The 23,833-nt window shown below is 64.0% G+C and carries 21 protein-coding genes and 1 tRNA gene; 11 read left to right on the forward strand and 11 right to left on the reverse strand.

The genetic code is table 11. From position 1 onward, the window contains the following. Window positions 1-324: 324 nt before the first annotated feature. Window positions 325-1,662 (reverse strand): Nramp family divalent metal transporter, encoded by a 1,338-nt coding sequence (locus NCS28_RS06630; protein WP_250513075.1) that lies wholly within the window; start codon window positions 1,660-1,662, stop codon window positions 325-327. Between the two features lie 517 nt (window positions 1,663-2,179). Here NCS28_RS06630 and NCS28_RS06635 point away from each other — a divergent pair. The 4 genes from NCS28_RS06635 (at window position 2,180) to NCS28_RS06650 (ending at window position 6,287) form a co-directional block, all read left to right on the forward strand. Then, window positions 2,180-3,295, forward strand: coding sequence for a polyamine ABC transporter substrate-binding protein (locus NCS28_RS06635; protein ID WP_502801156.1), 1,116 nt, complete (start codon window positions 2,180-2,182; stop codon window positions 3,293-3,295). A gap of 102 nt (window positions 3,296-3,397) precedes the next feature. Beyond that, entirely contained in the window at window positions 3,398-4,570 is a 1,173-nt protein-coding gene (locus NCS28_RS06640) for an ABC transporter ATP-binding protein (protein ID WP_502801157.1), read from the forward strand. Next, on the forward strand, window positions 4,567-5,472 hold the full coding sequence (locus NCS28_RS06645; protein WP_250513076.1) for an ABC transporter permease subunit: 906 nt from the start codon (window positions 4,567-4,569) through the stop codon (window positions 5,470-5,472). Before NCS28_RS06640 ends, NCS28_RS06645 begins: the two co-directional genes overlap by 4 nt. Then, window positions 5,472-6,287 carry an ABC transporter permease subunit gene (locus tag NCS28_RS06650; RefSeq protein ID WP_250513148.1) on the forward strand — a complete coding sequence of 272 codons (816 nt, stop codon included), beginning with the start codon at window positions 5,472-5,474 and terminating at the stop codon, window positions 6,285-6,287. The genes NCS28_RS06645 and NCS28_RS06650 overlap by 1 nt, the downstream gene beginning before the upstream one ends. A gap of 53 nt (window positions 6,288-6,340) precedes the next feature. Here NCS28_RS06650 and NCS28_RS06655 read toward each other — a convergent pair whose 3' ends face one another. From NCS28_RS06655 to mfd, 3 genes are all read right to left on the reverse strand, one after another. After that, entirely contained in the window at window positions 6,341-7,345 is a 1,005-nt protein-coding gene (locus NCS28_RS06655) for a threonine/serine dehydratase family protein (RefSeq protein ID WP_250513077.1), read from the reverse strand. Between the two features lie 19 nt (window positions 7,346-7,364). Further along, window positions 7,365-8,591, reverse strand: coding sequence for an acetylornithine deacetylase (argE, locus tag NCS28_RS06660; RefSeq protein WP_250513078.1), 1,227 nt, complete (start codon window positions 8,589-8,591; stop codon window positions 7,365-7,367). Between the two features lie 259 nt (window positions 8,592-8,850). Then, window positions 8,851-12,324 carry a transcription-repair coupling factor gene (mfd, locus tag NCS28_RS06665; protein ID WP_250513079.1) on the reverse strand — a complete coding sequence of 1,158 codons (3,474 nt, stop codon included), beginning with the start codon at window positions 12,322-12,324 and terminating at the stop codon, window positions 8,851-8,853. 127 nt (window positions 12,325-12,451) lie between these two features. On the opposite strand from mfd, the gene ispD reads away from it, so the two are divergent. Both ispD and ispF read left to right on the forward strand, forming a co-directional pair. Beyond that, window positions 12,452-13,186, forward strand: a complete 735-nt coding sequence (gene ispD, locus NCS28_RS06670) for a 2-C-methyl-D-erythritol 4-phosphate cytidylyltransferase (RefSeq protein ID WP_250513080.1) — start codon at window positions 12,452-12,454, stop codon at window positions 13,184-13,186. A 26-nt stretch (window positions 13,187-13,212) separates the two neighbouring features. Beyond that, the gene (gene ispF / locus NCS28_RS06675; RefSeq protein WP_187604797.1) at window positions 13,213-13,704 is read left to right on the forward strand and encodes a 2-C-methyl-D-erythritol 2,4-cyclodiphosphate synthase; all 492 of its coding nucleotides are present in this window, start codon (window positions 13,213-13,215) and stop codon (window positions 13,702-13,704) included. A 39-nt stretch (window positions 13,705-13,743) separates the two neighbouring features. Here the strand turns inward: ispF and NCS28_RS06680 are convergent, their stop codons facing one another. The 4 genes from NCS28_RS06680 to ompR all read right to left on the reverse strand — a co-directional run bounded on the left by NCS28_RS06680 (window position 13,744) and on the right by ompR (window position 17,251). Continuing rightward, window positions 13,744-14,268, reverse strand: coding sequence for a carboxymuconolactone decarboxylase family protein (locus NCS28_RS06680; protein WP_250513081.1), 525 nt, complete (start codon window positions 14,266-14,268; stop codon window positions 13,744-13,746). An 85-nt stretch (window positions 14,269-14,353) separates the two neighbouring features. Further along, window positions 14,354-14,902: a peroxiredoxin gene (locus NCS28_RS06685; protein WP_035498713.1), complete on the reverse strand. Its 549-nt coding sequence runs from the start codon at window positions 14,900-14,902 to the stop codon at window positions 14,354-14,356. A gap of 196 nt (window positions 14,903-15,098) precedes the next feature. Continuing rightward, window positions 15,099-16,463 (reverse strand): ATP-binding protein, encoded by a 1,365-nt coding sequence (locus NCS28_RS06690; protein WP_250513082.1) that lies wholly within the window; start codon window positions 16,461-16,463, stop codon window positions 15,099-15,101. Between the two features lie 62 nt (window positions 16,464-16,525). Further along, window positions 16,526-17,251, reverse strand: coding sequence for an osmolarity response regulator transcription factor OmpR (gene ompR / locus NCS28_RS06695; RefSeq protein WP_008349770.1), 726 nt, complete (start codon window positions 17,249-17,251; stop codon window positions 16,526-16,528). 244 nt (window positions 17,252-17,495) lie between these two features. Here ompR and NCS28_RS06700 point away from each other — a divergent pair, with 244 nt between their 5' ends. Both NCS28_RS06700 and NCS28_RS06705 read left to right on the forward strand, forming a co-directional pair. Further along, window positions 17,496-17,867, forward strand: a complete 372-nt coding sequence (locus tag NCS28_RS06700; protein ID WP_250513083.1) for a hypothetical protein — start codon at window positions 17,496-17,498, stop codon at window positions 17,865-17,867. A gap of 15 nt (window positions 17,868-17,882) precedes the next feature. Next, window positions 17,883-18,797 (forward strand): DUF1501 domain-containing protein, encoded by a 915-nt coding sequence (locus tag NCS28_RS06705; RefSeq protein WP_250513084.1) that lies wholly within the window; start codon window positions 17,883-17,885, stop codon window positions 18,795-18,797. Here NCS28_RS06705 and NCS28_RS06710 read toward each other — a convergent pair. Beyond that, a complete protein-coding gene (locus NCS28_RS06710; protein ID WP_250513085.1) occupies window positions 18,794-19,615 on the reverse strand; it encodes a squalene/phytoene synthase family protein in 822 nt (273 codons plus the stop codon). The genes NCS28_RS06705 and NCS28_RS06710 overlap by 4 nt on opposite strands. 9 nt (window positions 19,616-19,624) lie before the next feature. Here NCS28_RS06710 and NCS28_RS06715 point away from each other — a divergent pair, with 9 nt between their 5' ends. Next, window positions 19,625-20,179, forward strand: a complete 555-nt coding sequence (locus NCS28_RS06715) for a hypothetical protein (RefSeq protein WP_250513086.1) — start codon at window positions 19,625-19,627, stop codon at window positions 20,177-20,179. A 94-nt stretch (window positions 20,180-20,273) separates the two neighbouring features. Here NCS28_RS06715 and NCS28_RS06720 read toward each other — a convergent pair. Then, window positions 20,274-20,360, reverse strand: a tRNA-Leu gene (locus NCS28_RS06720). Window positions 20,361-20,631: 271 nt separating this feature from the next. Here NCS28_RS06720 and NCS28_RS06725 point away from each other — a divergent pair. Together NCS28_RS06725 and NCS28_RS06730 are read left to right on the forward strand one after the other, a co-directional pair. Beyond that, the gene (locus NCS28_RS06725) at window positions 20,632-21,003 is read left to right on the forward strand and encodes a DUF2946 domain-containing protein (RefSeq protein ID WP_250513087.1); all 372 of its coding nucleotides are present in this window, start codon (window positions 20,632-20,634) and stop codon (window positions 21,001-21,003) included. Between the two features lie 104 nt (window positions 21,004-21,107). Beyond that, window positions 21,108-22,547: a PepSY-associated TM helix domain-containing protein gene (locus NCS28_RS06730; RefSeq protein WP_250513088.1), complete on the forward strand. Its 1,440-nt coding sequence runs from the start codon at window positions 21,108-21,110 to the stop codon at window positions 22,545-22,547. Between the two features lie 13 nt (window positions 22,548-22,560). On the opposite strand, the gene NCS28_RS06735 is transcribed toward NCS28_RS06730, so the two are convergent. Beyond that, complete coding sequence (locus tag NCS28_RS06735; protein WP_250513089.1) at window positions 22,561-23,709, reverse strand: glycerate kinase; 1,149 nt, start codon at window positions 23,707-23,709, stop codon at window positions 22,561-22,563. Between the last annotated feature and the right edge of the window lie 124 nt (window positions 23,710-23,833).

A 23,833-nucleotide genomic window follows, 5' to 3' on the forward strand; every position in this document is an offset into this window, starting at 1 on the left:
GTGTTTTTGTAGGTAATTGGTGTGGTGTCTTCGTTGGGGTGGGGTGGGGGGGCGGGGGCGTTGTCGGGGAGCGTCCCGTCGCGGGGCGGCCCGCCCCCCCCCCCCCGCGCCGGTTGCAGCACCGCGACGGTCGCGTGAGCCGCTCCGCATGCGCCGCAGGCGGCAAAAAGAAGTGCGAGCGCGCGTGCGCGGTCGGAAAAGGCAATCGATCGTGGGCCTTGAGCCATATGGTTCGTGTCCTGTTCGGGGCGGAGGCGGGTGTTCGAAAGCATCTGACAACGCAAGCCGCGCCGCGATCCCGAAATCGACACGAAATCCGCGGCATCAGCCTGAAAACGCCGCCTGCCACAGCATCGCACCGTTCAACGCGACGATCACGCCCGCGCACGCCCACCCGAGCGCGAGGGGCACGCGCGCGACACGCCATCGCCCCATCAGCCCTGCATCGGATGCGAAGCGCACGAGCGGGATCACCGCGAGCGGCAATTGCAAACTAAGCACGACCTGCGTCGCGACGAGCAGCGTGTTCGAGCCGTGCTGTCCGAAGCTTGTCACCGCGACGAGCGCCGGGCCGATCGCGAGGCCGCGCGTCAAGAGCGCCCGGGCCCAGCGCGGCATCTTCAACCGCAGGAAGCCTTCCATCACGACCTGGCCGGCGAGCGTGCCGGTCACCGTCGCGTTCAGGCCGCAGGCGAGCAGGGCGGCGGCGAACACGACACCGGCCCAATGGCTGCCGACGAGCGGCTCGATGAGCCGGTGTGCATCGGCGAGATCATTGACTTCGGTGTGGCCGGTCGCGTGGAACACGGCCGCCGCGACCACCAATAGCGACGCATTGACGATGAACGCGAGCCCGAGCGCGCCGAACGTGTCGATGTTCACGCCACGCAACGCGCGGCCAACCATCGCGTCGTCGCGCGCGCCCGCGTGCTCCTTGACGAGCGCCGAATGCAGATAAAGATTGTGCGGCATAACCGTCGCGCCGAGCACGCCCGCGGCGAGCCAGAGCATGCCGGCATCGCGCAGCAACGCGCGCGACGGCGCCAGGCCGCGCATCGCGTCGCCCCAGACCGGATGCGCCAGCGCGAGTTCGACCACGAAGCAGAAGCTCACGAAGAAGATCAATACCGTCACCGCGCGCTGCAGCGGACGCCTGCCGCGGCTTTGCAGCGCGAGCATCGCGAAAGTCGCGACCGCCGAGATCAGCACGCCGGCAGTGAGCGAGAAGCCGAAGAGCAGTTGCAGCGCCACCGCACTGCCGACGACCTCCGCGACGTCGCACGCGATGATCGCGATCTCGCACGCGATCCACAGCACGAGCGTCGTGCGCCGGCTGTAGCGCTCGCGGCAGAGCTGCGCGAGATCGCGCCCGGTCACGACGCCCACACGCGACGCGATCCATTGCAGCAGCATGCCCATCAGACTCGCGAGCAGCACGACGAAAAGCATCGAATAGCCGTAGCGCGCGCCGCTCGCGAGCGCCGTCGCCCAGTTGCCGGGGTCCATGTAACCCACGGCGACGAGCGCGCCCGCGCCCGCGAACGAATACCAGCGTCCGTGCGGGCGCGGTGCCCGTTGGCGGTCCTCGCGGCCTGCCGCGGGCGACTTCGCGTCGGATTGCGCGGCGGAAAGCTGGGCGAGTACTGACGGATTGGTGTTCATGCGGGATGCAGCCTCGAATAGCGATGCAACGGCGGCGCCGTACAGTCTTTCGCGCGCGTTGCCGGTTCAGAAGACGCCGCACTTCGCGGCGCACGTCGAATTGGCTCGCAACAACTGTTCCGCTGGCTATTCGTCAGGCGCACATGCCCATTCACGGGCGTCAGAGGCCGGTCACGAATGATGACATTGCATCCGGATTACGCGATCGCGTTCCCTTTTGACGAGTGTGGTTTTATCAGGTGCCGCCGGGGCCGTTTAGGGGCTAAAATGCGCGCTCTTTCCTGCCGGGCGCGCGTGGCGCGAAGCCGTCGAGAGGCCCGCCTGGCAAGACTGCTGCCGCGTCGCGCAAGGGCGTGTCCATTTTGCGCGACAAGCGGCTTTTTATTTTTTGTCGTGCATGTGTTTAATGGTAGTTTTCGGGGTTTTAAGGGAGTCACGCGCCAGTTCGGGCGATGGGACCATGCGCCGGCCCGGCGCGGCGCGACACCGTGACAAGTCGGAACAAGGGAGAATCGAAATGAACCAGAAACTGGCGGGCCGCACGGCCAAGCTGGCGGGCGCACTGGCATGCGCCGCGATGCTGACTCCGCTCGCGGCATTCGCGAAGGACACGCAGTTGAACGTCTACAACTGGTCGGACTATATCGCGAAGGACACGATTCCCAACTTCACCAAACAGACCGGCGTCAAGGTGAAGTACGACAACTACGACAGCGACGACACCCTTCAGGCAAAGCTCCTCACCGGCCGTTCCGGCTATGACATCGTCGTGCCGACGAGCAATTACGCGGGCAAGCAGATCGCCGCGAATATCTTTTCGCCGCTCGACAAGTCGAAGCTGCCCAACCTCAAGTATCTCGATCCCGACCTGATGAAACTCGTCGAGGGCGCGGATCCGGGCAACAAGTACGTGGTGCCCTGGGCCTACGGCACGACGGGCCTCGGCTACAACGTCGACAAGGCTAGACAAATCCTCGGCGCGAACGCGGAACTGAACAACTGGGACATCCTCTTCAAGCCCGAGAACATCTCGAAGCTGAAGGCGTGCGGCGTCTCGGTGCTCGACGCGCCCGACCAGATGTTCGCAGCCGCGCTGCACTACATCGGCAAGGATCCGATGAGTACGAATCCCGCCGATTATCGCGACGCGCTCGCGATGATGAAGAAGATTCGCCCGTACATCACGCAGTTCAACTCGTCGGGCTATATCAACGACATGGTCGGCGGCGACATCTGCTTTACCTACGGCTGGTCGGGCGACGTCGTGATCGCGAAGCATCGCGCGGTCGAGGCGAAGAAGCCGTTCAAGATCGAGTACTACATTCCGAGGGGCGGCGCGCCCGTGTGGTTCGACGTGATGGCGATTCCGAAGGACGCGAAGAACAAGGACGCCGCGCACGAGTGGATCAACTATATCGAGACGCCGCAGGTTCACGCGGCGATCACGAACGCGGTCTACTACCCGAGCGCGAATCTGGAAGCGCGCAAGTACGTGGACAAGGATGTCGCGAACGATCCGGCCGTGTATCCGCCGCAGGACGTCATCAAGACGCTGTTCCTGCTGAAGCCGCTGCCGCCCGAGATCCAGCGCCTGCAGACGCGGCTCTGGACGGAATTCAAGTCCGGCCGATGAATCTCAAAAGCCGGTTATTCTTTTGAATCGACGAAGCCCCTGGACCGCCGGGGGCTTTGTTCGTGATCGCATCGCATGAAGCAAGGAGTCGAACAGGCAATCATGAGTGAGCAGTCGAGCGCGTTGAAGGCAGCGCCTAATTCCGGCCGGCGCGAGCCGGGCATTTCTCCATCGGCCCAGAGCATGGACGACAACTTCGTGCAGATCGTCGACGTCGTGAAGAAATTCGGCGAGACGACGGCCGTGCGGGGCGTCAACCTGTCGGTGAAGAAGGGCGAGCTGTTCGCACTGCTCGGCAGTTCGGGCTGCGGCAAGTCGACGCTTTTGCGCATGCTCGCCGGGCTCGAACCCGTGACCGAAGGGCAGATCCTGATCGACGGCGAAGATCTCGCGAAGATGCCGCCATACAGACGGCCGGTGAACATGATGTTCCAGTCCTACGCGCTCTTTCCGCACATGAGCGTGGAATCGAATGTCGCGTTCGGCCTGAGGCAGGAAGGCGTCAAGGGCGGCGAGCTTAAGGATCGCGTGAACAACGCACTCGAACTCGTGCAGATGGCGAAGTTCGCCAAACGCAAGCCGCATCAGTTGTCGGGCGGGCAGCAGCAGCGTGTCGCGCTCGCGCGCAGTCTCGTGAAGCGCCCGAAGCTGCTGCTGCTCGACGAACCGATGTCCGCGCTCGACAAGCAGATCCGCCAGCGCACGCAGATCGAACTCGTCAACATTCTCGATCAGGTCGGCGTCACCTGCATCATGGTGACGCACGATCAGGAAGAGGCGATGACGATGGCCAATCGCCTCGCCGTGATGAGCGAAGGGCAGATCGTGCAGCTCGGCACGCCGCACGAAGTCTACGAATACCCGAACACGCGCTTCTCGGCGCAGTTCATCGGCTCGACCAATCTCTTCGACGGCAATGTCGTGGAAGACGAGCCGGATCACGTCTTCGTCGAATCGCAGGACTTGCCGGTGCGGCTTTATGTAAGCCACGGCATCACCGGGCCGCTCGGCATGCCGGTGACGATCTCCGTGCGCCCCGAACGCATCGCGCTCACGCGCAAGCCGCCCGAGGGCGCATACAACTGGGGCCGCGGCAGAGTGACGAATATCGCGTATATGGGCGGCTACACGCTTTATCACGTGACGCTCGATTCGGGCAAGGTCGTGGTCGCGAACCTGTCGAGCCTCGCGATCGGCGAGATCGATTCGCCCACGTTCGACGACGAAGTCTACGTGCGCTGGAGCGCGTCCGCGGGCGTGGTGCTGACCTCATGATGAAGCTGCTCGACCGCATGCGCGTGTCAGGGCGCACGCTCGTCATCGGCGGGCCGTATTTGTGGCTCCTGATGCTGTTCTTCGTGCCGTTCCTGCTCGTCGTGAAGATCAGCTTCTCGGACAGCCAGCTCGGGATTCCGCCGTACACGGATCTCGTGTCGATGGAAGAAGGCGTGATGCACATCGCGCTCGACTTCGCGCACTACGCGTTCCTCGTCAAGGACAGCCTGTACTTCGCGACCTACATGAACTCGCTGCTGGTCGCGGCGGTGTCGACGCTGCTGTGCCTCCTGATCGGCTATCCGATGGCGTATTACATCGCGCGCTCGAATCCGGCGTCGCGCAACATTCTGATGATGGCGGTGATGCTGCCGTTCTGGACGTCGTTTCTGATCCGCGTGTATGCGTGGATCGGCATTCTCAAGAACAACGGCCTGCTAAACAATTTCCTGATGTCGACCGGCCTGCTGCATTCGCCGATCGAGCTGTATCACACGAATATCGCGGTGTATATCGGCATGGTGTATTCGTATCTGCCGTTTCTCGTGATGCCGCTCTACGCGCATCTCGTGAAGATGGACCTGACCTTGCTCGAAGCGGCCTACGATCTAGGAGCCAAGCCGTGGAAGGCGTTCGTGCAGATCACGTTGCCGTTGTCGAAGAACGGCATTATCGCGGGCTGTCTGCTCGTGTTCATTCCGGCGGTGGGCGAGTACGTGATTCCTGAATTGCTCGGCGGCGCGGACACGCTGATGATCGGCCGCGTCATGTGGAACGAGTTCTTCAACAACGCCGACTGGCCGATGGCGTCCGCCGTCACCTGCGCGATGGTCCTGCTGCTGCTCGTGCCGATGGCGCTCTTCCAGCACTTCCAGGCGAAGCAACTGGAGGAGAAGCGATGATCAGGCCCAGCCGTCCGTTGCAAATTACCGCGCTCGGCCTCGGGTTCGCGTTTTTGTATATCCCGATCTTGAGCCTCATCGTCTATTCGTTCAACGACTCGCCGCTCGTCACGGTGTGGACGGAGCCGTCGCTCAAGTGGTATCGCGCGCTCGTCACCGATGACGAGCTGATCAACGCCGCGTGGCTGTCGTTGCGCATCGCCTTCTTTACGGCGTGCGCGTCGGTCGTGATCGGCACGTGGGCGGGTTTCGTGCTGGCGCGCATGGGACGCTTCAAGGGTTTCACGCTCTACGCGGGCATGATCAACGCGCCGCTCGTGATCCCCGAAGTCATTCAGGGCATTTCGCTGTTGCTGCTGTTCGTCGAGATGGCGAAGCTCATCGGATGGCCCGATCGCGGCTTCTTCACGATCTGGATCGGGCACGTGATGCTGTGCATTTCGTATGTCGCGATCATCGTGGAATCGCGCGTGCGGGAGTTGAATCCGTCGCTGGAGGAGGCCGCGCTCGACCTCGGCGCAACGCCGTTGCGCGTGTTCTTCTCGATCACGCTGCCGTTGATTTCGCAAGCGCTCGTGGCCGGCTGGCTGCTGTCGTTCACGTTGTCGATCGATGATCTGGTGCTGTCGGCGTTTCTGTCCGGTCCCGGGTCGACGACGCTGCCGCTCGTCGTGTTCTCGCGGGTGCGCCTCGGGTTGAATCCCGAGATGAATGCGCTCGCGACCTTGTTCATCGCGCTCGTGACGATCGGCGTGATCGGCGCGAATGCCTTCATGCAGCGCAGCGAGCGCAGAAGGCTCGCGGGCGTGATGTGAGGCCCGACGACCACGAATGAAAAACGCGGCCCCAGTACGGGGCCGCGCGCATTTCAGGCGTTCGCCAGATGCTTCGCGAAGGTCGCCGGATCGGTGTTCGTGCCGCACAACAGCACGCCGACGCGCTTGCCTTGCAGACGCTCGCGCAACGGGCCGAGCAGGGCGGCGGTGGCGGCCGCGCAAGCCGGTTCGACCGCGAGCTTCAGTTCGCTGAAGAGTTGCAGCATGCCGTGCCGCAACTCGCTGTCCGACACGGTCACGATCTCGTCGATATGCCGCCGGCACAGCTCGTAGCTGTATTGCTCGGTGTGCGGGGCCATCAGCGAATCGGCGATGCCGTGCATCGCGCCCATTTTGATCGTGTGATTCGCTTCGAAACTGCGCTTCATCGCGTCCGATCCTTCAGGCTCCACGCCGTACACGTGCAGCGACGGATTCGCGAGGCGCATCGCCGTCGATACGCCCGCGGCCAGGCCGCCGCCGCCGATCGGCAGGATTACCGCGTCGAGATCGGGCGCTTGCGAGGTCCACTCGTAGCCGAGCGTCGCCGTGCCGAGCACCGTGTGATAGCCGTTGAACGGATGGATGAAGACACGTCCTTCTTCCGCTTCGACGCGCCGCACGACATCGAAGGCTTCGGCAACGTTCTCCGCGAACACCACTTCCGCGCCGAAGCGACGGCACAGCGCAACCCGCGCCGGGCTCGCGCTCTTGATGATGACGACCTTCGCGCCCACGTCCATGCGCTGCGCCGCGTAAGCGACGGCCACCGCGTGATTGCCCGCCGACACGCAGGTCACGCCCGCCGAGCGTTCACTGTCCGATAACGCGAGGATGTTCGAGAACGCGCCGCGCGCCTTGAACGTGCCGCTCGCCTGCAGCAGTTCGAACTTGAACGTGATCGGCGTGCCTTCGAGCGTCGGAAAATCGTGACGCTCGAAGGTCGGCGTGCGCGCGACCCAAGGCGTGAGCGCCATGTGCTGCCCGGCGATGTCGTCGAGCGTCGGAATCGGCGTGCCGTCGATCGTATTGTCGGAATGCTGCGTGGCAGTGGACATGGCTTTTTGTTCTGAAAGGTCAGCGAGTCTGTGCTTCGACGGACATGCTGTGAATGAACTTGCCGAGGAACGCCTCGCACTGGACGAGCTGTTCGAGCGACACGTACTCGTTCGCCTTGTGCGCCTGCTCGATATTGCCCGGACCGCACACGATGCTCGGCACGCCCGCATTGGCGAACAGGCCCGCTTCGGTGCCGTAGGCGACCTTGTGCTTGTCCTGATTTTGCGTGAGCGCGCGCACGAGCTGCGTGATCGCCGCCTGCTCGGTCGCGTCGAGCCCCGGCGCGGACGCGAGCTTCGTGAATTCGATGGCTGCGTTGTCATGCTCCTTCAGCATTTTCGGCAGCAGCGTTTCGTGCGCGTACGACTCGATGCGTCTGAAGATCTGGTCAGGATCGATGGTCGGCAGATTGCGGAACTCGAACTCGAAGTTGCATTCGGCGGGCACCGTGTTGATCGCGTTCCCGCCTTTGATCGTGCTCGTCTGACCGGTGGTGAAGGGCACGTCGTAGAGCTCGTCGAACGGACCTTTCGCGCGGAACTCGTCGACGAGATCGCGGATGTGACAGATGAGCCGCGCCGCATATTCGATCGCGTTGAGGCCCTTGGGCGTCAGCGACGAGTGCGCCGCGAACCCGCGCACGCAGCAGTGATACGTGTTGATGCCCTTATGCGCGATGATCGGGCGCATGGACGTCGGCTCGCCGACGATGCAGCCGTCGGGCTTCACGCCGCGTTTTTGCAGGTCGGCGATCATCAGCGGCGCGCCGGCGCAGCCCACTTCTTCGTCGTAGGACAGCGCGAAGTGGATGGGTTTCGCGAGCTTCGTCGACTGCATCTTCGGCAGTAGCGCGAGCGCCGCGCCGATGAAGCCCTTCATGTCGCACGAGCCGCGGCCGTAGAGCAGGCCGTCGCGGACTTCGGGCTTGAACGGATCGCTCTGCCAGTCCTGACCGTCGACCGGAACGACATCGGTGTGACCCGACAGCACGATGCCGCCGTTCGTCGCGCCATCGTGCGCCGGGACCGTGGCGAAGAGGTTCGCCCACTGGCCGCGCGGATCGTTGGTGATGGCCGCTTCGATGCCTGCGTGCCGCAACTCGTCGCGCACGGTTTCGATAAGGCCGAGATTCGGATTGCGGCTGACCGTATCGATGGAGACTAGCCGTTCGATCCACGGCAGGGAAATCGGCGTTTCCGTCGTGGATTGAGTTTTGGGATGCGCCGCATCGGCGGGTTGTGACATTTTTTGACTCCAGCGGGGAGAGTTTGATCATAGCCCAAATTTGGGTGCTGACCTGCACCTTGGGGCGTTTGGGTTTTGGGTTTTGGGTTTCGCCGGATCCCGTTTGCGTGGCGGTCTATCAGCACTGCCCCTGTGCGGGCGGCAGTCACTTTCCTTGCAGCTATGTCTCCGTCTATACACTGCTGCAAAGAAAGCAACCCCCGCCCCGCGGAGGGGCATCGCTAATAAACCACCACGAACACAAACCAAACCAGCCCTATCACCGCACAGCAACCGCCTGCCTCACCGGCCCACCCAACGCCCGCAACGTCTCCTTGACCGTCGAAATCCGCACAGCAAGATCGGGGCTGCGCGCCTCGATGCGCAACTTGTCCTGTCCCGCGAGCTTGATGTGCTTGTGCTTCTGCACCATCTCGATGATCTTCATCCCATCGATGGGCGGGTTCGGAATGAACTGCAGCGAGATGGACTGCTCGGCCGCATCGATCTTCGAGATACCGAGCGGCTTCGCGGCCAGCCGCAGCCGATGCGTCTCCACGAGCGCATGCGCCTGCGGCGGCAGCTTGCCGAAGCGGTCGACGAGCTCTTCGAGAATGCCGTCGATGGCATCGCTCGATTCGCAGTTCGCAAGCCGCTTGTACAGCGACAGACGCTCCTGCACGTCGCCGCAATAATCGGCGGGCAGGATGGCGGGCGCGTGCAGGTTGATCTCGGTCGTCGCGGCAAGCGGCGCGTTCAGATCCGGCTCGCGGCCTTCCTTCAGCGCGCGCACGGCGTCGTTCAGCATGTCGGTGTAAAGCTGAAAACCGATCTCGTGAATCTCGCCCGATTGCTTGTCGCCGAGCACTTCGCCGGTGCCCCGGATTTCGAGGTCGTGCATCGCGAGATAGAAGCCCGAACCGAGTTCTTCCATCTGCTGGATCGCTTCGAGCCGGCGTTGCGCCTGCTTCGTCAGCGACTGCGGATCGTGCACGAGCAGATACGCATACGCCTGGTGATGCGAACGCCCGACGCGTCCGCGCAACTGATGCAACTGCGCGAGCCCGAACTTGTCCGCGCGATGCATAAGGATCGTGTTCGCGCTCGGCACGTCGATGCCCGTTTCGATGATCGTCGTGCACAACAGCACGTTTGCCCGCTGGCCGACGAAATCGCGCATCACGCGTTCGAGCTCGCGTTCGTGCATCTGGCCGTGCGCCACCGCGATGCGCGCTTCCGGCACCAACGCTTCGAGCATCGTGCGCCGATTCTCGATTGTCTCGACTTCGTTGTGCAGAAAGTACACCTGGCCGCCGCGCTTGAGTTCGCGCAGCATCGCCTCGCGTATCACACCGTCTTCCTCACGCCGCACGAAGGTCTTGATCGCGAGGCGCTTCTGCGGCGCGGTCGCGATCACGGAGAAATCGCGCAGGCCTTCGAGCGCCATGCCGAGCGTGCGTGGAATCGGCGTCGCGGTGAGCGTGAGCACGTCGACCTCGGCGCGCAACGCCTTCAACGCTTCCTTCTGACGCACGCCGAAGCGGTGTTCCTCGTCGATGATCACGAGCCCGAGCCGCTTGAACTTCACATCGCCCGACAAGAGCTTGTGCGTGCCGATAACGATATCGACCGAGCCTTCGTTGATCTGCTGCACGGCCGTCGATACTTCCTTGCCGGTCTTGAAGCGCGACAGCTCGGCGATCCGCACTGGCCAGTCGGCGAAGCGGTCGGTGAAGGTCTGCGTGTGCTGTTCGGCGAGGAGCGTGGTGGGCGAAAGAATCGCGACCTGCTTGCCCGCCATGACCGCGATGAACGCGGCACGCAGCGCGACTTCGGTCTTGCCGAAGCCGACGTCGCCGCACACGAGGCGATCCATTGGCTTGCCGCTCGTCATGTCGCCGATCACCGCCGCGATCGCCGCCGCCTGATCCGGCGTTTCCTCGAAACCGAAGCTCTCCGCGAACTTGACGTAGTCGCGTGGTTCGAGCTTGAACGCGTAGCCCTCGCGCGCGGCGCGGCGCGCGTAGAGGTTGAGCAGTTCCGCGGCCGTATCGCGAATCTGCTGCGCGGCCTTGCGCTTGGCCTTTTCCCATTGGCCGGAGCCGAGCGTATGCAAAGGCGCGCTTTCCGGGTCCGCGCCGCTGTAGCGCGAAATCACGTGCAATTGCGCGACCGGCACATACAGCTTCGAATCGTTCTGGTACTCGAGATGCAGGAATTCGGTTTCGCCTTCGCCCAGATCCATCGACACGAGGCCCATGTAACGGCCGATGCCGTGCTGCGCATGAACGACAGGATCGCCCACCTTCAGCTCGGCGAGATCGCGCACCATCGAATCGACGTTGCTCGCCTGCTCCTGGCGACGCCTTCCTGCGCGGCGTGCGAGCGGCCCGTAAAGCTCCGTCTCGGTGATGATCGCAAGCTTCTGCGCGGGCAGCGCGAAGCCGTTCGCGAGCGGCGCGATGCCGAGCGTGAACTTGGCGTCGCTCGCGAGCCATTCCTGAAAAGTGTCGCGCAATTCGCCGCGCAGGCCGTTGTCGGCGAGCAATTGCTGCATGGTTTCACGCCGTCCGGCCGATTCCGCGACGAGCATCACGCGGTTTTCCGTCTGCTCCAGATAGTGGCGCAGCGCGAGCAGCGGTTCGTCGGCATGACGGTCGAGAGCGAGGCCAGGCAGCGGCGCCGCCCAGCCGCCTTCCGGCGTGCTCGGGAATTTCAGTTGCGCGAAGGGTTTGGCAAACGTGAAGAAATCGTCGTCCGTCAGAAAGAGTCGGCGCGGTTCGAGCAAGGGCCGCTCGCGGTCGTGCGAGAGGAAGTCGTAGCGCTGCTTCGTGTCGTTCGTGAAGCGCTTGATCGCCGCGTCCATGTCGCCGACGAACGCGAGCTGCGAGCCTTGCGGCAGATAATGAAAGAGCGTGGCGGTTTCGTCGAAGAAGAGCGGCAGATAGTATTCGATGCCCGCCGAAGGCACGCCGTTGCCGATGTCCTTGTAGATCTGCGATCGGCTCGGATCGCCCTCGAAGACTTCGCGCCAGCGGCTGCGAAACGCGGTGCGCGCGGCTTCGTCGAACGGAAACTCGCGGCCCGGCAGCAGGCGCACGTCGCGCACCGGGTAGAGGCTGCGCTGCGTGTCGGGATCGAACGCACGGATGGAGTCGACCTGATCGTCGAACAGGTCGATGCGATAGGGCAGCGCAGAGCCCATCGGATACAGGTCGATGAGCGAGCCGCGCACACAGTATTCGCCCGGTCGCACGACCTGGCTCACGTGCTCGTACCCCGCGAGCGTCAATTGCGCCTTGAGCTTGGCTTCGTTCAGGCGCTCGCCCTGCGTGAACGAGAACGTGTAGGCCGCGAGAAACGACGCGGGCGGCATGCGATAGAGCGCGGTGATCGCGGGCACGATCAGGATGTCGCAGCGGCCTTCGCCGAGATCGTGCAGCGTAGCGAGTCGCTCGGACACGAGATCCTGGTGCGGCGAGAATGTGTCGTATGGCAGCGTTTCCCAGTCGGGCAGGAGCCGCACGCGCGCGTCCGGCGCGAAGAAGGGGATTTCGGCGGCGAGACGCTGCGCATCGACGGCGCCCGCGGTCACGACCGTCAAGAGCGGCACACTCTCGCGATACGCGGCGTGATAGCGCGCGATGGCGAGCGCATCGGCGGAGCCGGAGGCGCCGTCGAAGACGAAGCGCTGGCCCGGCTTCACGAGCGCGATGGGAGAACTGGACTGCGCGTTGACGGCTTTGGAAGGCATAGAGTGTGCAAGGAGCCGTCCGGCAAACGCGGGTTCGGAAAGTCGAACTGGCGCGCGCGGGACGTGGTCGCGAAAGACCTATTATAAAATCCGGGCTTCAACTTTGACTTGCCCACATTATTCGCCCGTGACTTCGCGCCTGTTCTCACTGATTCCTTGCGCCGGAACCGGCAGCCGTTCCGGTGCGCCGATGCCGAAGCAATACCAGACTGTCGCGGGCCGTCCGATGCTCGCGTACTCGCTCGCGGCGTTCGACGCATGCTCCGAATTCTCGCAGACGCTCGTCGTGCTCGCACCGGACGACAATCATTTCGACGCCCGCCGCTTCGCCGGACTGCGTTTCGCGGTGGAGCGCTGCGGCGGCGCCTCGCGGCAGGCGTCGGTGTACAACGGGCTGCTCGCGCTCGCGAAATTCGGCGCGCGCGAGGATGACTGGGTCCTCGTGCACGACGCCGCGCGCCCCGGCATCACGCCGGAGCTGATTCGCAAACTTGTCGCGGAACTGCGCGATGATACGGTCGGCGGCATTCTCGCGTTGCCGCTCGCGGATACGCTGAAGCGCGTCGCACCGAACATGCCCGACGTGCCGTCCTCTGCTGCGGACAACGAGACGCGCATCGCGCGCACGGAATCGCGCGACGGGCTCTGGCAGGCGCAGACGCCGCAAATGTTCCGGCTCGGCATGCTGCGCGAAGCGATCGAGCGTGCGCGCCACGACGGCCACGACCTGACGGACGAAGCGAGCGCCGTCGAATGGCTCGGGCACTCGCCGAAGCTGGTTCAGGGCAGCTTGCGCAACTTCAAGGTGACCTATCCGGAAGATTTCGCGCTCGCGGGCGCGGTCCTTTCCGCGAACGCCTGACTCACACTCAACCAAGGTTTGAATCGATGGATTTCAGAATCGGACAGGGGTACGACGTCCACCAGCTCGTCGAGGGCCGCCCGCTCATCATCGGCGGCGTGACGATTCCCTATGAGCGCGGCCTGCTCGGTCATTCCGACGCCGACGTGCTCCTGCACGCCATCACCGATGCGCTGTTCGGCGCGGCGTCGCTCGGCGATATCGGCCGGCACTTTCCGGACACGGCGACGGAATTCGCCGGTGCCGACAGTCGCGTGCTGCTGCGCGAGGCGTTCAAGCGTGTGTCGGAAGCGGGATTCGCCATCGCGAACGTCGACAGCACGATCATCGCGCAGGCGCCGAAGCTCGCACCGCATATCGACGCGATGCGCGCGAACATCGCCGCGGATCTCGATCTCGCGATCGACCGCGTGAACGTGAAGGCCAAAACCAACGAAAAGTTGGGCTATCTCGGCCGCAAGGAAGGCATCGAGGCGCAAGCCGCGGTGCTGTTGCGCCGCACGTCGATCGACGGATGAACCGACGCCACGCTGCCCTGGCGTGGCGTCTTTGCAGACTTAATTCTTCTCCGCTTCGATCGTCAGCGCGACGGCGTTGATCACCGCCGCGATGCGGCCGACGTCGCGCAATTGCGTAGTCGACATGCCTTCGGTGACGAGATTCTCGTAGTGGGACTTCACGCAGAAGTGGCACTTGCCGATGATCGACGCCGCCAGCGCGTACATCTCGAAGCGCCGCTTGCCGACGCCGCCATGCGACGCATACGCATTCATGCGCAGGCCGGCGGGCTGCGTCTTGAGATCCGCGTTGTCGGCCATTTCCAGATACGGATACCAGACATTGTTCATGCCCATCAGCGCGGCGGCGGTCAGCGCCGCGTTGGTCTCCTCCGGCGACAGCACGCCCGCATTGCGGATGATGCCGGTGAGTTTCGTCGCCTTCGCGGCATACGCGGCGGCAAGCGCGACACCGACCGCGTCGTTGCCTTCGAGCGACGAGCGGGCAATGGTGCCGTCAACGTTCAGGCGAATGTCCTTCGCGTAATCGGGCACGAGTTCCTTGATCGCGGACAGGAATTCCATTGTTTTTCTCCTATTCGATGGCGGTAAAAAGCCCGCCGCGGCCGAACACGCTCGGCCGGAGGCGGGCTTGCGGCATCAAGACCGATTACAGCGTCGAGCCGCCGACCGCGCGGTTGCACGGGCACAGTTCGTCCGTCTGCAAGCCGTCGAGAATACGCAGGACTTCTTCCGGGCTGCGGCCCACGTTCAGGTTGTTGACGGACACGTGCTGAATGACGTTGTCTGGATCGACGATGAACGTCGCGCGCAGCGCCACGCCGGCTTCCTTGTCGCGCACGCCGAGCTGGTCGATCAGTTCGCCTTTCACGTCGCCGAACGCGTAGTGATTCAGCTTGTTCAGATCCTTGTGCTCGCGGCGCCAGGCCAGCTTGACGAACTCGTTATCGACACTGCCGCCCAGCAGGACCGCGTCGCGATCCTCGAAATCCTTGGCCAGCTTCGCGAATTCGACGATTTCCGTCGGGCACACGAACGTGAAGTCCTTCGGATAGAAGTAGATGATCTTCCACTTGCCCGGGAAGGACTGTTCGGTGATTTCCTCGAAAGCGGACTGGCCGTTTTCTTCGTGATGATTGAAACCGGGCTTCGCAGCGGTGACGGTGAATGCTTCGACTTTATCGCCAACGGTCTTCATGCAGTGACTCCTGTGAAATCGTTGAAAGGACAAGCTCAACCAAACTACTGGATCGCCATAACGCTCGCGTGACACTCTCATGCCAGACGCGTTGAGCGTTAACCCGGTTAATCTTAACTTTATTTAAAAATACGGCTCAATAGTTTCTAACTAACGATTCGGATAGATTTTCACGAATACGCCGAGAGAGACGCGTCTAGCCTTCGAAGCGCGAGCCGCCTTTCATCGGCGGGAAATCGATGGTCACTTCGAAGCCGGGAAGCGGCGTGCGGTTGCGTAGCCGAAGCGTGCCGCGTTGACGCGTGACGAGGCGTTGCACGATGGCCATGCCGAGCCCCGTACCGTTCGCCTGCGTGCGCGCCGTGTCGACGCGATAGAAGGGGCGCGTGATGAGCGCGACCTGATCGTCGGGAATGCCGCGGCCTTCGTCCATCACCGAGAGCTCGACCTTGCCGTGCCCGACGCGCGTCTGCAGCGTGATGCGCGCAATGTCGTCCTGTTCGCTGCGGCCGTATTTGCGCGCGTTCTCGAGCAGATTGCCGACCACGCGGCGGGCATCGGTCGGATCGCCTTCGATCACCGCGCCTTGCGCGAGATCGGTGCGCATGACGACGCCGTCGTCGGCCTGGAAGCGCGCGGCGAGCTCGCTTGCGATCATCGAGAGATCCACGGCTTCGGGCATGCGCTGCATCGGCCGCGCATAGTCGAGGAAGCGGCCGATGATCATGTCCATCTGCTCGATGTCGTCGATCATCGCGAGCTTGGTCGCTTCGTCCGACGGGCTCATTTCGGTTTCGAGTCGCAGGCGCGCGAGCGGCGTACGCAAATCGTGCGAGATGCCCGCGAGCATCAGCGCGCGATCCGCTTCGAGTTGCTCGAGATCCTGCACCATCTGGTTGAAGCTTCGATTGGTTTCCGCCGCCACGCCCATGCCGCGCTCGGGCAAGGGCTCCGGCGACTGTCCCGAGCCGACCTTGCGCGCCGCGAGCGCAAGCCGCGCGAATGGCCGGTTCACGAGACTCGTGATGAACGCCGCACCGAACAGCGACAGCGCGAGCGCGAACACGCCCCAGCCGGCCCATTGCAGGCCGGTGACGGTGTCGAGCTGGTCGCGATCGAGGGCGACCCAGTAATCGTCGTCGTCGATCTTGAAGCTGATCCAGACGCCGGGAATGTCGTTCACCGATTGCGCGATGATCGTTTCGTTGCCGAGCCGGCCGCGCACGTCGCGCTCGATCAGCCGGTTGAGCGATTCGTCCGGCTGCAGCTTGTACTTGTCGGTGGTTTCGCGCGGATACACGCGTACGCCCTCGTTGCTCTCCAGATCCTGAAGCAGCGCGCGACGCAGATCGGGGTCGGAATAGAGCAGGGCGGTACGCGTGAGCTTGACCACGGCGACGAGCTGAAGCGCCACGCGCTGCGCGCGCGGTTCGCGCTCGATCACGCGAAAGCTCTGAAACCACGCCGTGAGGCTCACGGCGATGAGCAGCGCGATCAGCGCGAAGGTACGCCAAAACAGGCCGCCGAACGCGAGCGCCAGTAGCCGCCTGTCGATGCGCATGGGTCTGTCGGGTTCAGCTCGGTAAAGGGGAGAAAGCGTGACGAAACTCGCTCGAATATCGATCAGGCTGCGCCGTCCGGAATGAAGACGTAGCCGAGGCCCCACACTGTCTGAATGAAACGCGGGCTGCTGGGGTCGGGCTCGATCAGCTTGCGCAGCCGCGAGATCTGCACGTCGAGGCTTCGATCGAACACTTCGTATTCACGTCCGCGTGCAAGCTCCATCAGCTTCTCGCGGGAGAGGGGCTGACGCGGATGACGCGCGAACACCTTCAGCACCGAAAACTCGCCCGTGGTCAGCGGAATTTCCTGCCCGTTTTTCGTGAGCGTGCGCGTCGCGAGGTTCAGCGCGAACTCGCCGAACTCGAACACTTCGGTGGTTTCGGACGGCGCTCCCGGCAATTCGGACGGCGTCTGGCGACGCAGCACCGCGTGAATGCGCGCGACGAGTTCGCGCGGATTGAACGGCTTCGGCAGATAGTCGTCCGCACCCATTTCGAGTCCGACGATGCGATCGACGTCTTCACCCTTCGCGGTGAGCATGATGATCGGCGTGCGATCGTTGCTGCCGCGCAGACGCCGGCAGATGGAAAGACCGTCTTCGCCGGGAAGCATCAGATCGAGCACGAGCAGATCGAAACGCTCGCGCACCCAGAGCTTGTTCATCGACGGCGCGTTTTCCGCGACGTACACATTGAAGCCCTGTTCACCGAGGTAACGCCGCAGCAGATCGCGCAGGCGCGGATCGTCGTCGACGACGAGAATTTTTGAAGGGTTCTTGGTTTCCATGGCGGCATCTTAGCGCGTTTGGTCAAACGCCGAGTTTGTAACAAAAGCGAGTGTAACAGTTGGTTACAAAATTTACGGGGCCTGTGGCACGGCCTGAGGGTTTGGTGCGTACACTGCTTTACCTAAGCCCGCCATTCGGTAGATACTCCATTAGTCCAGCGCGTCATGCGGCCCGACCAAGCCACGAGGAGGCGCGCGCGAAAAGAATGAGGCTGTCCGGTTGTCGAGCAACGAAGGGAACAACATGAAGGGAGCGCGGCAGCGCGGACCCGTGCGCTCCGAGCGCATCTTCAGAAAGACACTTCTTGCCAGTGCGCTCTACGCAGTACTGAGCACACCTCACGCCTATGCGCAGTCCACGGGTTTCGACCGTGGCATCTCCAGTTCGCCGAATCGTTTCGATGGCCGCATGATCCGCGCGCAGCAGCGCGTAAGTAAAAGCTCGACGCCGTCGAGCCAGGATCACGACCCGAAAGCGCCCGCCATGCAACCCATCCAGCAGGTCGATCAAACACCGCCCGCGCGCCCGCCGCGCCACACGGTGATGACCGCCGACGAGCGGCGTCTCTTGCGGCAGCATATCGAAGAAGCGGTGCGCGATCTTTATAAGCGCTAAGAGGCGCGACTCCCGATGAACCGACGTCAATTCCTCTCGATTGCCGGCGCGTTCGCAGGATGCGCAGGCAGTGGCAGGGAAGCGTTCGCCATCGCACATTCGGGTTCTGGGTCTTCCGTTCGCGTTCTCGTGCTCGTCGATCTCGACGGCGGCAACGACGGGCTGAACACCGTCATTCCTTTCGCCGATCCTCGCTATCGCGAGTTAAGGCCGAACCTCGCTATATCGAACGATCAGGCATTGACGCTCGATGAACGCACGGCCTTGCATCCGTCGCTGTCGCCGTTGATGAGCGCGTGGCGCGCCAACGATCTCGCGATCGTGCAGGGCGTCGGTTATGGCGCGCCCAACCGGTCGCATTACCGCTCGCGTCAGATCTGGGATACCGCATCGCATGCGGATGAATATCGTGCCGATGGCTGGCTCGATCGCGTGAGCGTCGTCACCGAGGTGAAGACGTTCGAGGCCGCGGGGGACGCCATCGCACGAGGCTCCTCTTATGAAGTCAACGTAATCCGCCTCTCGTTGCATGGCTTCGATACGCACGAGAATCAGGCGCGCCGGCATGCGGCGTGTCTTGCACAACTCGCTGAAGGACTCGCATCGCTGCGCGCGTCGTTGATTGCGTCCGGCGCGTGGAACCGCACGCTCGTAATGACGCGCTCGGAGTTCGGACGCGCCGCGCGTGAAAATGCAGCGGGAGGCACGGACCACGGCGCGGCCGCGGCGCATTTCGTGATGGGCGGACGTGTGCGCGGCGGGCTTTTCGGCACGCCACCGCGACTCGATCGACTCGATGCGGAAGGCGGCTTGCCCGTCGGCATCGACTTCAGAAGGCTGTATGCGACGGTCCTCGACGCATGCTGGCAGAGCGGCTCGGAATCGATCCTCGGCGCACGTTTCGAGCCGCTACCGATTCTGCGCGTCTAACGCGTGCGCCATGTGATCCACAGCTTGCGGATCGGCGTGAGTGCGATGCGTTGATGCAGCACCTGAAAGTTTTCACGTTCGATCTCGTCGAAAAGCGCGAGCGACAGCGCGGCCTGCGCGCGCAGCACGCGCTGCGTCGCGCGCTCCGAAGCTGGAATGGCGGCGAGCGCATCGTTGAGCGCCTTCCGGGCGCGTCCGGTCTGAAAGCGCATGAGATCCGTGAAGGCATCGCCGTACTTGCGATTGATGACATCCGCGGCCGTCACGTTGAAGCGCTGCAACTCGTCGATGGGAATATAGATGCGGCCGTTGCGCGCATCGCCACCGATTTCCTGGACACGCTCGGCGAGCAGCAACGCAGAGCCGAGCGGCGCGGCCCACGCCGCGGCCTGTTCCGGATCGCGCGCGCTCGCCCGTGCAAGCGCTGTCGTGAACGCCCCGCCCGTCTGATCGAGATAACGCTTCAGACCGGGCCAGTCGAGATAGCGCGCCTGATCCAGATCCATGCCGAAACCATCGACGACCGCGGCGAGCGATGCGCGCCATGCTGCATCGCCGGCATGCGCCTGCAACGCTTTGGTGACCGGATGCGTCGGCTCGCCGCCATCGAGCCGGCCGAGCTCACTCTGCCACCACGCGTGCTTCGTGCGGCCGATGGTCGGATCGCTGGTCTCCTTCACGGTCTCTTCGAGTTCGCGATAGAGCGCGTAAAGCGCGGTCAGAAGCGGCTGACTCGCGGCCGGCGCGCGGCGCAGCGCGTAGTACGTGCCGGAGCCTTCAGGGGCGGCCTTTTGCTGGCAATAATCGTCGAAATTCACGAACGGGGCTTGTGGGAGTTCGAAGGGGAGGCGTCGTGGGGTGCTTTTCTGCGGTTCGTCACGCGACGGACCTACGCACGGGCGCTCATTTTATCCGGCGAGGCGCGGGTTCGCTGCCGGCCGATGCACGACGCGAAATTGTGCGCCGAACCACCGATGCCGCGCCGCGCGTGCGCAAGACTGCGGCCATCGACTCCATCGGCGCGCGAAGCCGGAGGCATGCATGGCCTTGAGCAAATCCGAGAACCGGCAATTCTGCGATACATGTCTGCCTCACCTCGTGAGAAGCGTCGCGACGGATTTCGGCTTCGAATTTCGCATGTGCCCGAGGCTGATGCACGTCTCGCCGACGATACCGGCCTGCACATCACCGCCAACCGCCGCGCCGACGCCAAACTCACGTATCCGCTCGACGTCTTCGTGATCTGGCAGCCAGCGTGCGTGCGGCGGTTCCTGTCGCACGTGGATCGGCGATCGCCGCTGTGCGCGCGAACAAGCAGATACCGAAAATGGATCGGGCGGGCATCGATTTTGAGGGCCGCTCGCAGGCGAAAGGCGAGGTGATGACGATCCAGTTGGCGACATCAACATCTGATCGGATTGGCAAATGCGAAGCCGCAAACAAAAAACCCCTTTACCGATGAAAGGGGTTTCGTTGTGGTGCGAGGAGGGGGACTCGAACCCCCACACCCTTGCGGGCGTCAGGACCTAAACCTGGTGCGTCTACCAATTTCGCCATCCTCGCAGCACGGCAGGCGCTCTGGGCTTGTTCGATGATGACCCGCGCCCGGCGATGCCGCCGTGTCCGGCACCGGTCCACTGTGCCAAGTCAGAGATTCTAACCCATTCGTCTATCGATGTCTGCGAAATTGCGTCAACGCTTTTCGCGTCGCGGATCGCCTCAGAAAGGCGCGAGCGGGCGCCGATTCCGGCCATACGCGGCGCAAGATTGCGGCATCACCAGCGGCTGCCTACAATCTGGTTCATTCGTCCGTCCCGGCTCCCAGACTTCCCTCATGACTCGCAACGCGCGCAATCGATTCGTCGCATGGCTCGGCATCGCCGCCATGTGGCTCGCGATCGTCGCGCCGGTCATCAGCCAGACGCTCGCCGCGCGCAACGCCGCGACCGATCCGCAAGCGATGCTGTGCGCGGTCGATGCAAACGTCGCCGATGCCCGCGCGGGTCATCACGATGCGGCGAATCATTTCGACGCCTGCTCATACTGCGGGCTGCTCGCGCACGATCTGCCCATCGTTGCGGGCGTCGGGCACGATGTCGCATCGATCGAGCGCGTCACACGCGCCGCGACGTTTGCGAGCCCCGCACCCGTCGTTTCGAAATCCTTCAACGCCGCGAGCCCGCGCGCGCCTCCCGCACTTTCCTGAAACCGTTCTTCGTCCGATCGTCCCGACGTTCGCCGCGCGCATGAGCGCAGCGGATGCGCGCGATCGCTCGTCAGCTCGTTACGCATCCATCAACGAGAATCGCCATGCTTGCACCCAACCTGAACGCGGCAGCAGCGGCGTCGAACGCGGAGGTCATCGCGCATCGACGCACGCTCTGGCGCTGGCATTTCTATGCCGGACTCTTCGTAATGCCGCTCCTTATCGTGCTCGCGATCACCGGCACCATCTACTGCTTTCAGCCGCAGATCGAGCCGCTTTTGTATCGCGACCGGATGATCGTCGCCGATACGCACGCCCCGCAACTGTCCCGCGACGTCCTGCTCGCGAAGGCCGCTGCGAGCGAACCGCGCGGCGCCGTGCCGACGCTCGCGCAGATCGAAGCCGATCGCACGCGCAGCGCCGAGTTCGTCTTTCGCCTGCCTTCGGGCGAGAGCGAAAGCGTCTATGTGAATCCCTATGACGGCGCGGTGCTCGGCACGCTCTCCGTCGAACATCGATTGATGAAGCAGGTGCGCAATCTGCATCGCGGGCTGATGCTCGGCAAGACCGGCGAGCTCGTGATGGAACTGGCCGGCTGCTGGACGCTCGTGATGATCGGCACGGGCATCGCGCTGTGGTGGCCCAATCGATCGAGTGCGAGACAAGGCGGCGTGTGGCTGCCTCGTCTGTCGCTGCAAGGACGCGCGTGGTGGCGCGATCTGCACGCGGTGGGCGGCATCTGGCTCGCGATCGGCGCGCTGTTCTTCGTGCTGTCCGGACTGCCGTGGTCGGGATCGTGGGGCAAGGAGTTCAAGGCGCTGGCGACATCGGCGTCGCTCGGCTATCCGAAGGGCGCGTGGGGCGAAGCGCATGTTCATTCGGCCGCGCCCGGCGCTGCAGCGAAGAACACGGACGAGCACGCGATGCACGGTATGCACATGAAGATGGACGATCTGCCGCTGCATCAGACGCCGTGGGCCGTCGGTGCGACGATCGTGCCGGACAGCGCCGACGCATCGTCGCCGTCCGCGCGCGTGTCGATCGACGACGTGGTCGCGCTCGCCGCAAAAAACGGTATTGCCGACGATTTCGGCATCGCGCTGCCCGACAAGCCGACGGGCGTCTACACGGTATCGTATTTCCCCGCTGATCCGCGCGCCGAACGTACGCTTCACATCGACCGTTACAACGGGCGCGTGCTGTCCGACATCGATTACGCGAGCTACGGACGCGTCGCGCAATGGATCTCGTACGGCACGTCGCTGCATATGGGGCGCTATTTCGGGCTCGCGAACCAGATCGTCTGCTCGGCGATCTCGCTCGGGCTCGCGGCGCTTTCGGTGACGGGCTTCGTTATGTGGTGGAAGCGCCGGCCCGCGCGTGAACTGGGCGCGCCGGCGCGCCCGGTCAAGCGGCCGCCGATGCGCGCGTGGCGCGGCGGCCTGACCTTGCTGGGCGTGGTTTTCCCGCTGATGGGCGCGACGATGCTCGCCGTCTGGTGTATCGACCGCCTCGCGTTCGGCGCGAAGCGCGCGGTCCTCTAGCGGTTTCCGGCGCTCAGATCGAACCGAACCTGAGCCGCGTGAGCTGTTCGGCTTCGTTGGCGAGCAGCCGCGCGGCGTCGCGGATCGCGGTTTCGAGCGTGATCGGGCCCGGGGCCGGCGAGAAGCAGCCGCTGAAGAACTCGGAGAGCCGCGGCAGCGCGGCCGAATCGACCGCGCCTGAAAGCAGCGACGCCGGCACGCCCCGATCGCGCGCGTGCTTGCAGGCGATGAAGGGCGCCTTGCCGTGCAGCGTCTGGACATCCGAACGGCCTTCGCCCGTGATCAGCCAGTTCGCGCCTTCGAGCGCGGCGTCGAGTCCGATTTCGCGCGCGACCACTTCCGCGCCCGTCTCGAAACGCGCGCCGAGCATGTGCAGCGCGAAGCCGAGTCCGCCTGCCGCGCCCGCGCCGGGCTCATTGCGTTTTGCGACGCCCATCGCGGGTTCGAGGAGATCGGCGAAATGGGCGAGGGCGGCGTCGATCGTCGCCACTTGTTCGGGCGTCACGCCTTTTTGCGGACCGAAGATGGCGGTCGCGCCGTGGTCGCCGGTGAGCGGATTATCGACATCCGACATGCCGATGAAGTTCGCTTCCTTCACGCGCGGATCGAGCCCCGACGCGTCGATGCGCACGATCTGCGCGAGCGCCGACGGCACCGGATCGAGTTCGTTGCCCGCTTTATCGAAAAGCTTGAGCCCGAGGCCGACGAGCAGGCCCGCGCCGCCGTCGTTGGTGCTGCTGCCGCCGAGCGCGACGTAGAACGTGCGCGCGCCGGAATCCAACAGCGCGCGAATCGCCTCGCCCATGCCGAGCGTGCTGCGCTCGGTGACGGGCACGGCCATGCCGTCCGGATCGGTGATGCCGACGACTTCCGCCGTCTCGATGATCGCGCCGCCGTCGTCGAGCAGGCCGGTGGCGGCGTCGCGCCGCGCGGCGGCCGCGCCGCGCACGTTGAGCAGGCGGCGCTCGCCGCCCGCCGAGAGCATCGCGTCTAGCGTGCCTTCGCCGCCGTCGGCCATCGGACGGATGCGGATGTCGGCGTCCGGCCGCGCGCGCCTGATGCCTTCCGCGATGGCGTTCGCGACGCCTTCCGCAGAGAGCGAGCCCTTGAAGGAATCGGGAGCGATGACAACTACGGGAGCAGCAGACGTGGCGTTAGGCATGGTGTCTCGAATGTTCTGGTGTCGAAGAAACGATTGAAAAGCCGCGGCGAGCCCTTACTTATGCGCTTGTTGCATGCGTTTCATGCCTTGCAGCAATGGATTGCGCACCGGGCGGCTTCGTCGC

It is taken from the genome of Caballeronia sp. INDeC2, from assembly GCF_023631325.1.
GTDB lineage: Bacteria > Pseudomonadota > Gammaproteobacteria > Burkholderiales > Burkholderiaceae > Caballeronia.

What these genes read in the sequence shown, in the direction of transcription:
- NCS28_RS06655 (WP_250513077.1), bottom strand. Translation starts at nt 7,345, where the DNA reads ATGTCCACTGCCACGCAGCATTCCGACAATACGATCGACGGCACGCCG.
- ispF (WP_187604797.1), top strand. Translation starts at nt 13,213, where the DNA reads ATGGATTTCAGAATCGGACAGGGGTACGACGTCCACCAGCTCGTCGAG.
- NCS28_RS06630 (WP_250513075.1), bottom strand. Translation starts at nt 1,662, where the DNA reads ATGAACACCAATCCGTCAGTACTCGCCCAGCTTTCCGCCGCGCAATCC.
- NCS28_RS06735 (WP_250513089.1), bottom strand. Translation starts at nt 23,709, where the DNA reads ATGCCTAACGCCACGTCTGCTGCTCCCGTAGTTGTCATCGCTCCCGAT.
- NCS28_RS06645 (WP_250513076.1), top strand. Translation starts at nt 4,567, where the DNA reads ATGATGAAGCTGCTCGACCGCATGCGCGTGTCAGGGCGCACGCTCGTC.
- NCS28_RS06730 (WP_250513088.1), top strand. Translation starts at nt 21,108, where the DNA reads ATGCTTGCACCCAACCTGAACGCGGCAGCAGCGGCGTCGAACGCGGAG.
- NCS28_RS06690 (WP_250513082.1), bottom strand. Translation starts at nt 16,463, where the DNA reads ATGCGCATCGACAGGCGGCTACTGGCGCTCGCGTTCGGCGGCCTGTTT.
- NCS28_RS06725 (WP_250513087.1), top strand. Translation starts at nt 20,632, where the DNA reads ATGACTCGCAACGCGCGCAATCGATTCGTCGCATGGCTCGGCATCGCC.
- NCS28_RS06635 (WP_502801156.1), top strand. Translation starts at nt 2,180, where the DNA reads ATGAACCAGAAACTGGCGGGCCGCACGGCCAAGCTGGCGGGCGCACTG.
- argE (WP_250513078.1), bottom strand. Translation starts at nt 8,591, where the DNA reads ATGTCACAACCCGCCGATGCGGCGCATCCCAAAACTCAATCCACGACG.
- mfd (WP_250513079.1), bottom strand. Translation starts at nt 12,324, where the DNA reads ATGCCTTCCAAAGCCGTCAACGCGCAGTCCAGTTCTCCCATCGCGCTC.
- NCS28_RS06705 (WP_250513084.1), top strand. Translation starts at nt 17,883, where the DNA reads ATGAACCGACGTCAATTCCTCTCGATTGCCGGCGCGTTCGCAGGATGC.
- NCS28_RS06685 (WP_035498713.1), bottom strand. Translation starts at nt 14,902, where the DNA reads ATGAAGACCGTTGGCGATAAAGTCGAAGCATTCACCGTCACCGCTGCG.
- NCS28_RS06640 (WP_502801157.1), top strand. Translation starts at nt 3,398, where the DNA reads ATGAGTGAGCAGTCGAGCGCGTTGAAGGCAGCGCCTAATTCCGGCCGG.
- ompR (WP_008349770.1), bottom strand. Translation starts at nt 17,251, where the DNA reads ATGGAAACCAAGAACCCTTCAAAAATTCTCGTCGTCGACGACGATCCG.
- NCS28_RS06680 (WP_250513081.1), bottom strand. Translation starts at nt 14,268, where the DNA reads ATGGAATTCCTGTCCGCGATCAAGGAACTCGTGCCCGATTACGCGAAG.
- NCS28_RS06700 (WP_250513083.1), top strand. Translation starts at nt 17,496, where the DNA reads ATGAAGGGAGCGCGGCAGCGCGGACCCGTGCGCTCCGAGCGCATCTTC.